Below are 14,690 nucleotides of genomic sequence, written 5' to 3'. Positions count from 1 at the left end.
AGGAAGAGAAATTGGCAGAAACAAAGATTCCGAAGGCCACTGCAAAACGATTACCGATTTATTACCGCTATCTCAATATTTTGCATGATTCTGATAAAAATCGAGTATCATCAACAGAACTTTCAGAGGCCGTTAAGGTTGATTCGGCCACGATTCGTCGTGACTTTTCATATTTTGGTGCACTTGGAAAACGAGGATACGGGTACGATGTTGATAGTTTGTTAAAGTTCTTCAAAAAGATTTTAAATCAGGACAAACTAACTAATGCTGCGCTTATTGGTGTGGGTAACTTAGGAAATGCCCTGCTGAACTTTAATTTTCATCAGAACAGTAATGTGCGGATCAGTGCGGCGTTTGATGTCCGCCCAGATTTAGCAAATACCGTTCAGAGCGGTGTTCCGATTTATCCCATGTCGGAATTACGTAAGCAGCTAGAGGATCAGCAAATCAAGATTGTGATTTTGACGGTTCCAGAATCAGTTGCTCAAAACGTCACGGACGATGCCATTGCGGGTGGCGTTCGTGGGATTCTTAACTTTACGCCATTACGAGTATCCGTGCCAACAAACGTACGGGTCCAAAACGTTGATTTGACTAATGAACTGCAAACGTTGATCTACTTTTTAGATCATTATAATGAAGAAGAGTAATTATTTGCAAATGCGAGAATAGCGACTTGCTGTTTTCGCAGGTAAGTATTCAATACTTAATTAAATGAAGTGGCTCGATTATCAGTTGATGTACTGGTAGTTGAGCCACTTTTACTTTTGTTAGGAAACCGAAGACAATGTAAAAGATTTAGTAAATCGTGCTTTTTTTAGGTAAATGGCTTGCATTTGGGTGGGAATAATTTTATAGTATTAATTGTGATTAGCACTTATGTTAGATGAGTGCTAATAGTGCTAAACTTTATATTTATTGGAGGGATTCAAGTGTTAAAACCATTAGGAGACCGTGTAATTTTACAAGCACAAGAAGAAGAAGAACAGACTGTTGGTGGTATCGTACTAGCAAGTAATGCTCAGGAAAAACCACAAACTGGCAAGGTTGTTGCCGTAGGTAGTGGCCGTGTGCTTGACAATGGTGAAAAGGTTGCGCCAAGTGTTAAAGAAGGCGACACTGTCTTATTTGATAAATACGCAGGTACTGAAGTTAAGTATAACGGTGACTCATATCTCGTTGTCCATGAAAAAGACCTAGTCGCAATTGTCGACTAATTAAGAAGTAACTGGACTAAAATTTTAAACTAAATTATTTTATGAGGTGAAGTAAAACTATGGCTAAAGAACTTAAGTTTTCTGAAGACGCTCGGTCAGCAATGCTTGCCGGTGTTGATAAGTTAGCAGATACAGTTAAAACAACGATTGGTCCCAAAGGTCGTAACGTGGTTTTGGAACAATCATATGGTAACCCAACCATCACTAACGATGGGGTTACGATTGCAAAGGCTATTGAATTGTCAGATCACTTTGAAAACCTTGGTGCCAAGTTAGTTGCTGAAGTTGCTTCAAAGACTAACGACATTGCTGGTGATGGTACCACCACTGCAACTGTTTTGACGCAAGCAATCGTTAACGAAGGTATGAAGAACGTGACTGCCGGTGCTAACCCAGTTGGTATCCGTCGTGGTATTGAAAAGGCTACTGACGCCGCTGTTAAGGCTTTACATGAGATGAGCCACAAAGTTGCCACTAAGAGCGATATCGCTCAAATCGCATCTATTTCTTCAGCTGACCAACAAGTCGGCGATTTGATTGCTGACGCAATGGAAAAAGTTGGTAACGACGGGGTTATCACCATTGAAGAATCTCGTGGTGTTGATACTAGCTTGGACGTTGTTGAAGGGATGCAGTTTGATCGTGGTTACATGTCACAGTACATGGTTACCGACAACGATAAGATGGAAGCTAACTTGGACAACCCATACATTCTGATTACTGACAAGAAGATTGCTAACATTCAAGATATCTTGCCATTATTGCAATCGGTTGTTGAACAAAGTCGTTCACTCTTGATCATCGCTGATGATATTACTGGTGAAGCATTACCAACACTTGTTTTGAACAAGATGCGTGGGACCTTCAACGTGGTTGCTGTTAAAGCTCCTGGCTTTGGTGACCGTCGTAAGGCACAACTTCAAGATATTGCCGTATTGACCGGTGGTACTGTTATTACCGATGATTTGGGCTTGAACTTGAAGGATGCTACGCTTGAACAACTTGGCCAAGCAAACAAGGTTAACGTTACTAAAGACGACACAACCATTGTTGAAGGTGCTGGCGCCAAAGAACAAATTCAAGAACGTGTTTCTGAAATCAAGACTCAAATCGATGCAACAACTTCAGACTTCGACCGTGACAAGCTAAAGGAACGTTTGGCTAAGATGGCCGGTGGTGTTGCCGTTATCCGTGTCGGTGCTGCAACTGAAACTGAATTGAAAGAACGCAAGTACCGTATCGAAGATGCTTTGAACGCTACTCGTGCCGCTGTTGAAGAAGGCTTTGTTCCTGGTGGTGGTACTGCCTTGATCAACGTCATCCCAGAAGTGGAAAAGGTTGAAGCTGAAGGCGACGAAGCTACTGGTGTTGCAATCGTTCGTCGTGCCTTGGAAGAACCAGTTCGTCAAATCGCTGAAAATGCCGGTGTTGAAGGTTCAGTTATCGTTGAACACATGAAGACATTGAAGCCAGGCGAAGGCTACAACGCTGCTTCTAACAAGTACGAAGACATGGTTAAGGCTGGTATCGTTGATCCAACCAAAGTTACCCGTTCAGCGCTTCAAAACGCTGCTTCAGTTTCAGCATTGCTGTTAACGACTGAAGCCGTTGTTGCTGACGAACCAAAGGATGATGCTGCTCCAGCTGCACCTGCTCAACCAGGTATGGGCGGTATGATGTAATAAATTCATTCAAACATCTGATAGATTGTGTTTGAATACGATGAAAGCATTCGCAATGAACCACATTGCGAATGCTTTTTGTTTTCAAAGAAAGTCAAAATTTGATTAAAACGAGTTGTTGGCTAGTGGTGATATCTCAACCATTTCAGTTTACCTTTTACCAGCTTGCTTTCATCTGATAGTTTGTTGTACAATACCTATTGATTTTGCATACCCATTTGCGGCATTCACTTATTTTAGATATTAAATTTCGAAAGGAGCTATCGGTCACTATTATCCTGTGATTGATAGCTGTTATTCGTCGATAAAGGAGTAAAAATCATGTGGCGTTATTTGAAACGGTTACTCATTGGTAAACCGTTGAAGACAACGGACGAAGGTGGACAGGCTTTAACCAAGTTTAAGGCACTGGCACTACTTTCTTCTGATGCGTTATCTTCAGTCGCATATGGGACTGAACAAATTACAACGGTTTTAATCACGCTTTCTGCAGCAGCATTGATGTATCAACTTTGGGTAGCTGCGTTAGTCTTGATTTTACTGTTCGCAATCACGTTGTCATACCAACAGATTATTCACGCCTACCCATCCGGTGGGGGTGCGTACGTTGTTGCAACAACCAACTGGGGACAACCAGCTGGGTTAGTTGCCGGTGGATCACTGTTAGTTGATTATATGCTGACCGTGGCGGTTTCTGTTACCTCTGGTACTGATGCGATTATTTCTGCGATACCTGCTATTAGTTCCCATCAAGTTGGTATTTCAATTATTTTAGTTTTACTGATCATGGGACTTAATCTTAGAGGAATGCGTGAATCAGCTTCGATGCTGACTTTACCCGTTTATTTCTTCATTCTCATGATTTTTGTGATGATTGGGTGGGGAATCTTTGAGATTGTCACCGGACACGTCGCATATCACGCCTCTGCGGCCGTTGGAGCACCTATCCAGGGAATGACACTAGTACTGTTCTTCAGGGCGTTCTCAAGCGGTTCTTCCTCTCTGACAGGGGTTGAAGCGATCAGTAACGCAGTGCCCAATTTCCGCAAGCCTAAGAGTCATAATGCCAGTGCGACATTAGCTATTATGGCATCGATATTGGCTTTCTTCTTCGGTGGTATTACGTTCTTAAGCTACTATCTAGGTATTAAGCCAATGGCTGATAATACTGTTCTGTCTCAAATTGGCCAAGCTGTTTTTGGTCACGGTTTAATCTATTACCTATTGCAACTTGCAACGGCTGCCATTTTGGCTGTCGCTGCTAATACCGGTTTTTCTGCCTTCCCAATTTTGGCTTATAACTTGGCTAAGGATAAGTTCCTGCCACACGCCTATTTGGATCGCGGTGATCGGTTGGGTTATTCAAATGGCATTATTTCACTTGCGGTAGGGGCAATCTTCTTAATCATTATCTTCCATGGGAAGACGAGTCTGTTAATTCCGCTTTATGCTGTTGGGGTGTTCGTACCGTTTACCTTATCTCAATCTGGTATGATTCGTCATTGGTTTAGAGTTCGTGAAGGTAAATGGCAACTCAAGGCCTGCATCAACTTCCTTGGTGCATTCATTTCGTTTGCGTTGGTTGTCTTCTTATTCTTCCTTCACTTTCCTAACGTCTGGCCATATTTGATTGTCATGCCTGCCGTAATTTATATGTTTTATCGTATTCATCGGCACTATGTGAACGTTGCGCGTCAGTTACGGATTAGTGAAAACAGTGATACGGTTAATCATCACTATGACGGTGCAACTGTGATTGTGCTTGTGAGTGACGTGACGCAGGTAACGGCTCGTGCGATTGATTATGCCCGTTCAGTGGGGGATTACGTGATTGCTATGCACGTTTCCTTTGACGAGAATCCACGTAAGGAACATAAAACGGCTCAGAAGTTTAAAGTTGAATTTCCTGACGTTCGGTTTGTTGATATTCATTCTTCTTATCGGTCAATTATCACACCGACTTTGCGGTTCTGTGATGTCATCGCCAAGCGGGCTGCAGAACGGAATTTCACTACCACGGTGCTTGTTCCTCAATTCGTACCACGACGGCCATGGCAGAATATTTTGCATAACCAAACGGCGTTGAGGTTGCGTTCAGCGCTAAATACACGTCAAAATATCATTGTTTCAACTTATAGTTACCACTTAAAGAGATAGTTACCCAAACACCCAGATAATTGATCTGGGTGTTTTTGTTATACATCAGTCTCCGAAGTTCCAGACCTGCTATTCATAAACTAAATAACAGGTGTATTTCCTTCATGAATATCCAAATTTGCAATTGTACATCCCGTCTATACATCCCGTATACTCAATGCTTAAACGAATCAGCATAGACAATTAGAGGGAATACAAATGACCGTAAAGATTACTGAAAACATGAAATTTAGTCCCGCTTTTGATTACATTGATAATGGTGTTGAACATGGTGTTCTTAGTCCATTTGAAACTAAAACAGTGATCCTCAAGAAAGGTCAGCAAATCGCCGATGGGTTTAAACCACTTTCAGGTGATATTAAGATGTTAAAAGACGTCCCTGTGAAGCTTCGTGACGGTGTGACGATTTATACTGATATTTATATGCCAACAACGGATGACAAGTTTCCAACGTTAATTGCATGGAGCCCTTATGGCAAGAGCGCTGGTACCCAGTAAGAAGAGACGCGGTAGATTCCAGAATTTAATATGAATAAGAAAATAGGGCCTATTCCGGCAATCACTGTTGGGAATAGGTCCTATTTATGTTGAAGAACAGTTAGGCTATATTGACATTCAAAACGAAAGTACAATGGCAACTAATCCTGGCTACAAATAGTTGAAATACTGAATGATGACACGGTCTTGAAATTACTTTTGACTGACTTTCTGAGTAATTACTTGTACAAGAAAAGCCGTCAGAACTTGATCTGACGACTTTCTTGTTAAGTTAGGATATGGCATCCTAAGCTTTATTTTAGTTTGTAGTTGAGAAAAATTTTTTAAATTAATTACCTGTTTAGAACAAGCCCATCATGTGTGCAAATGGTGGTACAACGATGTCGACAACGATTGAAATGACAACAACGGCGATAGAAGCCATAGCACCTTGAATGGAACCGAGTTGAACGGCTTTAGCTGAACCAACCGTGTGTCCTGCGGTACCTAAACCTAAACCAGCACCAACTGGGTCGCTGTTTAAGCGGAACACTTTGATCAAGACATCAGCTAAGGCGTAAATCAAGACGGCGTTGATGATACATGCCATCGCAGTAACGGCTGGAATACCACCAGTGGCGCCAGAAATAGGCATCGCAATCGCAGTAGTTGCAGCTTGTGGCAACATAGAAGCAATCATCTTGTTGTTGAGTCCTAAGCCCTTTGATACGTAGTAGATGACGAATAATGAAATCACCATACCAACGATCAATGACAAAACAATTTCTAACCAGAACTTCTTAACAACATCATTCCGACGATACAGCGGAATGGCAAAAGCAATAGTGGCAGGGTTCAAGAACCAGAATAGGATATCCCCACCTGGTTTGTATGCTGACATGTAGAAGGTTGGCAGTGAAACACCGAACCATTTAGCCATCAGCCAAAGAATGAAAATACCTAGAACCATACCAACGAATAATGGCTGGAATAAGAAGAAACCATTTGAAATCTTAAATAAATATTGGCCAATGAGAAACACTGCTAATGATAAGAAAATACCAAAGAATGCAATCCCACCGACTTTCGGATCTAATGCATTACCGAAAAAGTTCACCCAGGTCATTTAACTCAATCCTTTCTATAGTTGGGGAGAGTCGCCGAATTACTGAACATCAGTTGATTTGTGGAATACTTTACGACTGATGGCCATAAATCCTGCGGTCGTGTATGAAATTACAACTAACAGAATAATAGTAGCTAAGATGATAGTCACAATCAGCATAACACCGGTCAAAGCACCATCGTCAGTGAAGACGTTCAGTGAGTTGGCCATTTGGATACCAGATGGGACGAACAAGAAGGCGATTAAGCTAATCAAAAAGTCAGCCATCTTCTCCACTTGATATAATTTAATGATGTGTGATGCTAAAAGTACATACATCAAAGCCAAACCAATAACCGGAGTTGGAACTGGGAATGACTTAGGGAATAATGGTGAAATTAATGAAGAAACGAATAAGACCGTTGCGAAGATGCACATTTGCTGTAAAATTGGTGCCGCTTCGTGTTCAGTTCCCTCAGTCTTGGTAGATTGGTTACTTGCCATAATTAAACACTCCTTTCAGAAATTATAAAAAATTTTTCACAAACTAGTAAAGCGCTTTCGCTTCACAATGTAAGTATACTCATTTTTCCAAAAAAACGCAAGGCTATAGTCATAATTGCAAACGCTTACTGAAAAAATGCTTGTGTAATTGGTGTTTAAATTAATCAGTTTGCTCAATTTGTTCAATTAATGGCCGAAAAATTTAAGGTGAGTGATTGTGTTTACTGAAAGCCATTTGTATAATAGTACCAATGTGTCACGAAGAGAGGAAACTACTATGAAATTTGAAATCATTGTCAGTTTAGTTGCGACTATGATTTTATCCGCCATCCTGACACCGTTTGTCCGCAAACTGGCGTTTAAAGTTGGCGCAATTGATAATCCTAATGCAAGAAGGGTGAATAAGGTACCGATGCCCACGATGGGCGGCTTGGCCATTTTCCTTTCTTATTCTTTTGCGACTATCTTCCTATTAAGGTTTCAGATTCCCACGCGTCAGTTGTGGGGAGTCTTCGCTGGTGAGTGTGTGATTATTGCCACCGGTACGATTGACGATATTTTCGAACTTAAGCCACGTCAAAAGGTTATCGGTATTTCCATCGCTGCTTTAGTAGTTTACTTTGCTGCTGGGGTTAAAATGAGCCACTTGACGATTCCGTTTGTCGGCATGGTATCACTTGGTTGGTTAAGTTTGCCCATTACATGGATCTGGATATTAGCCATTACGAATGCCGTTAATTTGATTGATGGTTTGGACGGCTTGGCCACTGGTGTGGGGATTATCGCACTATCAACCATGGGAATTACTGGGTTATTCTTTTTGAATGTTGCAAATACCTTTGTGGGGATCAGTATCTTTGCTTTAGTTGCGGCAATGATTGGCTTTTTGCCCTATAATTTCTTTCCGGCGCGTATTTATCTAGGTGATACCGGTTCACTGTTTATTGGGTTTATGATGTCAGTCTTTTCATTGTACGGGTTAAAGAACGTGACGTTTATTTCCGTTATTATTCCAGTGATCATCATGGGTGTTCCCATAACGGATACCGTCTATGCTATATTGCGGCGTTTACTGAATCGGCAACCAATTTCACACGCCGATAAGCACCATTTACATCACCGCTTGATGCAAATTGGCCTAACACATCGGCAAACCGTGTTAGTCATTTACGGCATTGCGTTAATCTTTGCGTTTATTTCGTTAATGTACCCAATCTCACCAACTTGGGGGACAATTTGTTTAACCGTCGCTAGTTTAATTGGCTTAGAGTTGTTTGTTGAAGCAATCGGTCTAGTTGGTGTGAACCGGCAGCCTTTGCTGAACTGGATCAAGCGGCTAGTGAAGGGAACAACGTCAAAGAATTCACACTGATTTTTATGATCATAAATCATTAAAATAGCGCCAACCATTTGTTTGATTGAGACAGATGGTTGGCGCTATTTGCATCGTTAAATTTGAGGAAAGGTTTCAATCCTAAGAAGCTGGATAAACGGGTACGTCGACTTCATGATAGTGTTCGTTCCCGGTCTTGATGGTGACTTGGCCGGAAAGTAAATTCGTAATTTTAGTTTGAACTGATTCGACGGCAGTTAAGTCCACCGCAATAGTGACCACAACGTTGCTACCATAAGTTGTGTCGATGAGATTAATTTGTTCCTGTTGGAGATGATAATTCAATTTCTCGTAATTGGCATATGAAACGGTCAAAATGAGATCTCGTTGTAGAACCTTTTGGACTAAACCGACTTGCTCGATGGCACGGGAGGTAGCGTTACTGTAAGCCCGGATTAAGCCGCCAGCACCCAATTTGGTACCACCAAAGTAACGGGTAACCACGGCGACAACGTTATGGATCTTCAGTTGTTTTAACACTTCCAGGATGGGAACGCCAGCGGTTCCAGAAGGTTCACCGTCGTCGCTTTCACGCTGGATTTCATCATGTTCACCTAGCATGTAGGCGAAGCAGTTATGATTTGCTTTGGGATTATTCTGACGAACGGCGGCAATGAAGGCATCGGCCGCGTCTTTAGTCTCAACACGTTGTACGCTGCAAATAAAACGGGATTTTTTAATTTCCAGTTCGTGGGAACCAGCGGCTTTAATTGTTAAATAATTTTCTGACATTGATTGAATGACTCCATTTCTGCGTATGTATAGTTAATGAGGTGGTGGAAATGATGGAAGAAAAACAACTTTTTGGTCGACAAATATTGGCCGATACGATGGTGGTTAAAGCTGATTGGCAACCGCAATTGATTCGTCGATCAGCGATGATTGAGACCGGTCAGTGGGCAATCTGTCAACGTTGCAGTCAGAAGACGGCCAAGCAAGAGGTTCGACTACCGAACGGCAACTATTATTGCCCGCACTGTTTCCAACTGGGGCGAGTCACTTCCAACCAATGGCTGTGGTCGTTGCCTGAGCCCAATCAGTTTTTACAATGGCCGACATCACCGTTAACCTGGTCGGGACAGCTGACGCCTGCTCAAGACGCTTGCAGTCAGCAAATCAACGATATTTTTGCTGCTGGTAAAACGCATCTGCTTTGGGCAGTGACCGGTGCTGGTAAAACCGAAATGTTGTTTTACGGTATTGCACAAGCTTTAATGAAAGGACTACGTGTCGGCATCGCATCACCGAGAATTGATGTTTGCTTAGAGCTTGCACCACGGTTTCAAGCCGCGTTTGACGGGATTCCACAAATTGTGCTGTACGGTGAGATGGACAGACCTTACGAATATTGCCAGCTCACAATTTGCACAACGCATCAACTTCTTCGATTTTACCATGCTTTTGATGTTCTGGTGATTGATGAAGTGGATGCATTTCCGTTTGCTGCTGATCCTGGGTTGAATTATGCGGCTGAGCAGGCAAAGAAAGAGTCTGGAGCATTACTTTATCTCACCGCGACACCCAGTAAAGAATTACAAAGGCAGGAACGTCAGAAAAAACTGTCAGTGAGTTATTTACCTGCTAGGTATCACGGGTATCCATTACCGGAGATACGGCTAAAGTTAACAAATAGATGGCGCCAAGTTCTGGTTAAAAGTCGTTTGCCTAGTGCAGTAACAACTATTCTTAGAAAAATCGTTTCACGCCAACGTCATTTTCTACTTTTTGTGCCGCACGTAAAGGATTTAGAAGGGGTGCAGCTAGCACTTAAACATCAATTTCCGGATATGAAAGTAGCAACAGTCCATGCAGGGGATGAGAACCGGCATGAAAAAGTTCAGCAGATGAGAAATGGTGATTTGGATTGCTTAGTTACGACTACCATTCTAGAGCGCGGTGTTACCTTTGCCAATATTGATGTCGTCGTACTGGGTGCGGATGATGCGGTGTTTTCAACTGCTGCCCTGGTCCAAATTGCCGGGAGAGCTGGCCGCAAAGCAGCTTATCCTACAGGGCTGGTGGCTTTTTTTGCTGATTGTCAAACGAAAGCAATCAAAGAAGCTCGGCGCCAAATCCGCTTCGTTAATCGAAAGGCCCAAAAAGAGGGATTAATAGGGGGTGAAACTCATGGCTGAATGTTTACTATGTCACCGTAATAGCCGTCAACAGCTAACACTCTGGCAGTTGTTAAACTTTCAACCAGTTGAACCGCCATTACTGTGTCAGACGTGTCTTGGCAGTTTAGAAGCCATTTCGCCTGAACAGGCGTGCCCGGGTTGCGGTCGTGCATGGTCAGAACAGTTGTGTCCAGATTGTGCAAAATGGCAAGAACTACCAAGCTTTAAAAACCGGGCAATGTTTCAATATAATGAGCTGCTTAAACAATATATGTCACAGTATAAATTTTACGGTGATTATCGACTGCGAAAAGTTTTTCAAGCCGAAATCGTTCATGAGATCAATCGCTTTAAAGCTGACCTAGTGGTGCCAATCCCGATTGACATGGCAACTCAGCAACGTCGGGGGTTCAATCAAGTTGCTGGTCTATTAGAACCTGTTAAGATAGTGGATGGACTGACGACACTTGAGTTGGATAAGCAGCGGCCTCAGTCAGCCAAAAATCGTCAGGAACGGCTCAAATCTAAGCAGCCTTTTAAGCTAAATTTAAGTGCTGAAAAATTTAATAAAAAGAAGGTCTTGATCGTGGATGATATTTATACCACTGGTCGGACGATTCGTCACGCTGCAACATTGCTCTTAGACGCTGGTGCTAGTGAGGTTGTGGGTCTTACTTTAGCTCACGGATAAATTGAATAAATACAGATTAATGCTGTTTGGAGCCTTAAACTATTGTGTATTGTAGCGCTTTCTATTATAATTAAGCTATAAACAAAACAAACATTTAAGCCGTAGACTTAGGTATGCTTAAATTAACTTTTGTTTGTTGTGGAAGGGAGAGAAGTTCTATGCTCACATTCAATATTCGTGGCGAAAACATCGAGGTCACTCAAGCAATCCGGGATTACGTTCAAAAGCGGATCAGTAAGCTTGAGAAGTATTTTGAGCAAAGCGTGGATTCAACTGCTCATGTTAATTTGAAGGTGTATCAAAATAAGGATTCTAAGGTGGAAGTTACTATTCCACTTCCTTATTTGACACTTCGGGCAGAAGAAACGTCTCCAGATCTTTATGCAAGTATTGATTTGGTTACGGATAAGCTAGAGCGTCAGATCCGCAAGTACAAGACAAAGGTCAACCGTAAGTCTCGTGAAAAAGGGTTCAAAAACCTTGAATTCACACCTGAAACTGCCGACAGCGAAGACACTGATGATAGTGCAAAGTTAGAAGTTGTTCGGACGAAGCGAGTTTCCTTGAAACCAATGGACAACGAAGAAGCAATCCTACAAATGGATATGCTAGGGCATGACTTCTTTATCTATGAAGACGCTGAAACCGATGCTGTCAATATCGTCTACCGTCGTAATGACGGTCGTTACGGTTTGATTGAAGCCGGCGATTAATTATTTAAAAATATCATTGCGAAGGGATCGAAGCTTTATTAATCAAAGCTTCGGTCCCTTTGTAGTCAGACTGTAATGCTTTTATTACAGTCTTTTAAAAAATATACTTATCAGATGAGTTTTAAAAAACGCATATAAATGTTAGACTAGTTGATGGTATGCAATCAAATGAATGATAATAATTGAGAACACATTAACAGAAGGGAATCAAGAATGGCTAACTTTTTAAAACGCTGGGTCGAAAGTGATAAACGAGAACTTCGACGAATCAGCAAAATTGCAGATCAGGTTAATAGCTACTCTAAAGAGTACGAAGCTTTATCTGATGATGATTTAAAAGCAAAAACTCCAGAATTTCAAAAACGTTATCAAGATGGCGAAACCCTAGACGATTTATTGCCAGAAGCCTTTGCCGTTGCGCGTGAAGGGGCTAAGCGAGTGCTTGGCTTATACCCGTTCCACGTTCAAATTATGGGTGGTATTGTGCTTCATGAGGGTAACATCGCTGAAATGAAAACTGGTGAAGGTAAGACGTTGACCGCAACCATGCCTGTTTACCTGAATGCATTGTCAGGTAAGGGGGTTCACGTTGTGACGGTTAACGAATATCTGTCATCTCGTGATGCTGAAGAAATGGGTGAATTATACAACTGGCTGGGCTTGAGCGTTGGCTTGAACTTAACCGAAAAATCACCCGAAGAAAAGCGGGCAGCTTATAACTGTGATATCACTTATTCAACCAACTCAGAAATTGGGTTTGATTATCTGCGTGATAACATGGTTGTCTATAAGGAAGACATGGTACAGCGGCCACTGAACTTTGCCATCGTCGATGAAGTGGATTCAATCTTGATTGATGAAGCTCGGACACCACTGATCATTTCTGGTCAATCTGAAGGCACTTCGCAGTTGTATCAACGGACTGACCGTTTTGCTAAGACGTTACACGAGGACACTGATTACAAGATCGACTTGGAGTCTAAGAGTGTGTCGTTGACTGAAGAAGGAATCGCAAAGGCTGAAAAGTACTTCAACCTGAAAAACCTTTTTGATACTGATAATACTGCTTTGACCCACCATTTGGACCAAGCCTTACGAGCTAATTTCATTATGCTTCGTGATAAGGATTACGTGGTTTCCGATGGCGAAGTTTTGATCGTTGATTCGTTTACCGGTCGTGTCATGGAAGGCCGTCGTTATTCTGATGGCTTGCACCAAGCGATTGAAGCCAAGGAAGGCGTGGACATTCAAGAAGAATCCAAGACCATGGCTAACATTACCTATCAAAACATGTTCCGGATGTACGATAAGTTAGCTGGTATGACGGGTACTGCTCGGACTGAAATTGAAGAATTCCGTGAGATCTACAGCATGGAAGTTATTTCAGTACCAACTAACAAACCCGTTATTCGGATTGATGAACCAGATGTTTTATACCCAACTTTGGAAGCTAAATTTAACGCGGTTGCCGACCGGATTAAAGAATTGCACGAAAAGGGCCAGCCAATCTTGGTTGGTACTGTGGCAGTTGAAACATCTGAGTACATTTCTCAGTTGCTGGATGAGGCTAATATTCCTCACGTGGTCTTAAACGCTAAGAACCATGCTAAGGAAGCTGATATCATCATGAACGCTGGTCAACGTGGCGCCGTTACGATTGCTACTAACATGGCTGGTCGTGGGACCGATATCAAGCTTGGACCCGGCGTTCGTGAATTGGGCGGCTTAGTTGTGCTGGGGACTGAACGACATGAATCTCGTCGTATTGATAACCAGCTTCGTGGCCGTTCTGGTCGTCAAGGTGACCCAGGTTTGACACAGTTCTACCTGTCGCTTGAAGATGATTTGATGCGCCGTTTCGGTACTGATCGAGTTAAGGGCTTCCTTGAACGGATGAACGTTGAAGGTGATGATGCGGTGATTAAGAGCCGGATGATCAGTCGTCAAGTTGAATCTGCTCAAAAGCGGGTTGAAGGTAACAACTACGATTCACGTAAGAACGTCTTGCAGTACGATGACGTGATGCGTGCACAACGTGAGGTTATCTACAACCAGCGTAATGAAGTGATTAATGAAGATAAGTCCTTACGTTGGGTTATCAAGCCAATGTTTGACCGGACTATCGATCGTGTTGTTAACCTCCATACGCAAGGTGAGCAGAAAGATTGGGATTTAAGCACGATTCTGGACTTTGCAATTTCTGCAATTGTCAGTCCTGATCAGATTAAGTTAGATGATCTTAAAAACAAGAATGCTGATCAGATTAAGGAATTGCTTAAGGGCTTAGCTGATGATGTTTATCAAGCTAAACAAAAGCAACTTTATGATCCAGCACAAATGCTAGAATTTGAAAAAGTCGTTATCTTACGTGTGGTTGACTCTCATTGGACTGATCACATCGATGTCATGGATCAACTTCGAACTTCTATCGGCTTACGTGGTTATGGTCAATTGAACCCGTTAGTTGAATATCAACAAGATGGTTACCGGATGTTTGAAGAAATGATTGCTGATATTGATTATGACGCAACTCGTCTGTTCATGAAGTCAGAAATTCGTCAAAACATTAAGCGTTAAAGACTTTAGTCGGTTCAGTAACCGACCAACTGAAAATCTGTATGACTTTGGTCATGC

Annotated in this window: 12 protein-coding genes and 1 pseudogene; 10 read left to right on the top strand and 3 right to left on the bottom strand. The window is 42.2% G+C overall.

Going from position 1 to position 14,690, the window contains the following annotated elements; translation table 11 throughout:
* The first annotated feature begins 11 nt into the window (after positions 1–11).
* The 5 genes and pseudogenes from AC6H04_RS09520 to AC6H04_RS09500 all read left to right on the top strand — a co-directional run.
* A complete protein-coding gene (locus AC6H04_RS09520) occupies positions 12–650 on the top strand; it encodes a redox-sensing transcriptional repressor Rex (protein ID WP_098825537.1) in 639 nt (212 codons plus the stop codon).
* Between the two features lie 282 nt (positions 651–932).
* Complete coding sequence (groES, locus tag AC6H04_RS09515) at positions 933–1,217, top strand: co-chaperone GroES (RefSeq protein WP_497571438.1); 285 nt, start codon at positions 933–935, stop codon at positions 1,215–1,217.
* Positions 1,218–1,276: 59 nt separating this feature from the next.
* The gene (gene groL / locus AC6H04_RS09510; protein WP_497571437.1) at positions 1,277–2,899 is read left to right on the top strand and encodes a chaperonin GroEL; all 1,623 of its coding nucleotides are present in this window, start codon (positions 1,277–1,279) and stop codon (positions 2,897–2,899) included.
* 321 nt (positions 2,900–3,220) lie between these two features.
* On the top strand, positions 3,221–5,056 hold the full coding sequence (locus tag AC6H04_RS09505; protein WP_497571436.1) for an APC family permease: 1,836 nt from the start codon (positions 3,221–3,223) through the stop codon (positions 5,054–5,056).
* Between the two features lie 198 nt (positions 5,057–5,254).
* Positions 5,255–5,548 (top strand): annotated as a pseudogene (locus AC6H04_RS09500) (CocE/NonD family hydrolase); the annotation flags it as partial.
* A gap of 346 nt (positions 5,549–5,894) precedes the next feature.
* On the opposite strand, the gene lrgB reads toward AC6H04_RS09500, so the two are convergent.
* Both lrgB and AC6H04_RS09490 read right to left on the bottom strand, forming a co-directional pair.
* Positions 5,895–6,659, bottom strand: coding sequence for an antiholin-like protein LrgB (lrgB, locus tag AC6H04_RS09495; RefSeq protein WP_497571435.1), 765 nt, complete (start codon positions 6,657–6,659; stop codon positions 5,895–5,897).
* A 39-nt stretch (positions 6,660–6,698) separates the two neighbouring features.
* Positions 6,699–7,142, bottom strand: coding sequence for a CidA/LrgA family protein (locus AC6H04_RS09490; protein ID WP_497571434.1), 444 nt, complete (start codon positions 7,140–7,142; stop codon positions 6,699–6,701).
* Positions 7,143–7,419: 277 nt separating this feature from the next.
* Here AC6H04_RS09490 and AC6H04_RS09485 point away from each other — a divergent pair, with 277 nt between their 5' ends.
* Positions 7,420–8,514 carry a glycosyltransferase family 4 protein gene (locus AC6H04_RS09485; RefSeq protein ID WP_497571433.1) on the top strand — a complete coding sequence of 365 codons (1,095 nt, stop codon included), beginning with the start codon at positions 7,420–7,422 and terminating at the stop codon, positions 8,512–8,514.
* Between the two features lie 102 nt (positions 8,515–8,616).
* Here AC6H04_RS09485 and AC6H04_RS09480 read toward each other — a convergent pair whose 3' ends face one another.
* Entirely contained in the window at positions 8,617–9,267 is a 651-nt protein-coding gene (locus AC6H04_RS09480) for a YigZ family protein (RefSeq protein ID WP_497571432.1), read from the bottom strand.
* Positions 9,268–9,317: 50 nt separating this feature from the next.
* On the opposite strand from AC6H04_RS09480, the gene AC6H04_RS09475 reads away from it, so the two are divergent.
* The 4 genes from AC6H04_RS09475 (at position 9,318) to secA (ending at position 14,633) form a co-directional block, all read left to right on the top strand.
* Positions 9,318–10,670, top strand: coding sequence for an ATP-dependent helicase ComFA (locus tag AC6H04_RS09475; protein ID WP_497571431.1), 1,353 nt, complete (start codon positions 9,318–9,320; stop codon positions 10,668–10,670).
* Complete coding sequence (locus tag AC6H04_RS09470) at positions 10,663–11,343, top strand: ComF family protein (RefSeq protein ID WP_497571430.1); 681 nt, start codon at positions 10,663–10,665, stop codon at positions 11,341–11,343. The genes AC6H04_RS09475 and AC6H04_RS09470 overlap by 8 nt, the downstream gene beginning before the upstream one ends.
* Before the next feature lie 158 nt (positions 11,344–11,501).
* Positions 11,502–12,056, top strand: coding sequence for a ribosome hibernation-promoting factor, HPF/YfiA family (gene hpf, locus AC6H04_RS09465; protein ID WP_497571429.1), 555 nt, complete (start codon positions 11,502–11,504; stop codon positions 12,054–12,056).
* Between the two features lie 213 nt (positions 12,057–12,269).
* On the top strand, positions 12,270–14,633 hold the full coding sequence (gene secA / locus AC6H04_RS09460) for a preprotein translocase subunit SecA (RefSeq protein ID WP_497571428.1): 2,364 nt from the start codon (positions 12,270–12,272) through the stop codon (positions 14,631–14,633).
* The last annotated feature ends 57 nt before the right edge of the window (positions 14,634–14,690 follow it).

The organism is Secundilactobacillus sp. MJ173 (assembly GCF_059704265.1).
The sequence above is the reverse complement of the archived record's forward strand: the minus strand, read 5'-3'. Positions and strand labels throughout refer to the sequence as shown.

Coding starts and splice junctions, on each gene's coding strand:
- groL (WP_497571437.1), top strand. CDS start 1,277: ATGGCTAAAGAACTTAAGTTTTCTGAAGACGCTCGGTCAGCAATGCTT.
- AC6H04_RS09505 (WP_497571436.1), top strand. CDS start 3,221: ATGTGGCGTTATTTGAAACGGTTACTCATTGGTAAACCGTTGAAGACA.
- lrgB (WP_497571435.1), bottom strand. CDS start 6,659: ATGACCTGGGTGAACTTTTTCGGTAATGCATTAGATCCGAAAGTCGGT.
- AC6H04_RS09490 (WP_497571434.1), bottom strand. CDS start 7,142: ATGGCAAGTAACCAATCTACCAAGACTGAGGGAACTGAACACGAAGCG.
- AC6H04_RS09485 (WP_497571433.1), top strand. CDS start 7,420: ATGAAATTTGAAATCATTGTCAGTTTAGTTGCGACTATGATTTTATCC.
- AC6H04_RS09480 (WP_497571432.1), bottom strand. CDS start 9,267: ATGTCAGAAAATTATTTAACAATTAAAGCCGCTGGTTCCCACGAACTG.
- AC6H04_RS09475 (WP_497571431.1), top strand. CDS start 9,318: ATGATGGAAGAAAAACAACTTTTTGGTCGACAAATATTGGCCGATACG.
- AC6H04_RS09470 (WP_497571430.1), top strand. CDS start 10,663: ATGGCTGAATGTTTACTATGTCACCGTAATAGCCGTCAACAGCTAACA.
- hpf (WP_497571429.1), top strand. CDS start 11,502: ATGCTCACATTCAATATTCGTGGCGAAAACATCGAGGTCACTCAAGCA.
- secA (WP_497571428.1), top strand. CDS start 12,270: ATGGCTAACTTTTTAAAACGCTGGGTCGAAAGTGATAAACGAGAACTT.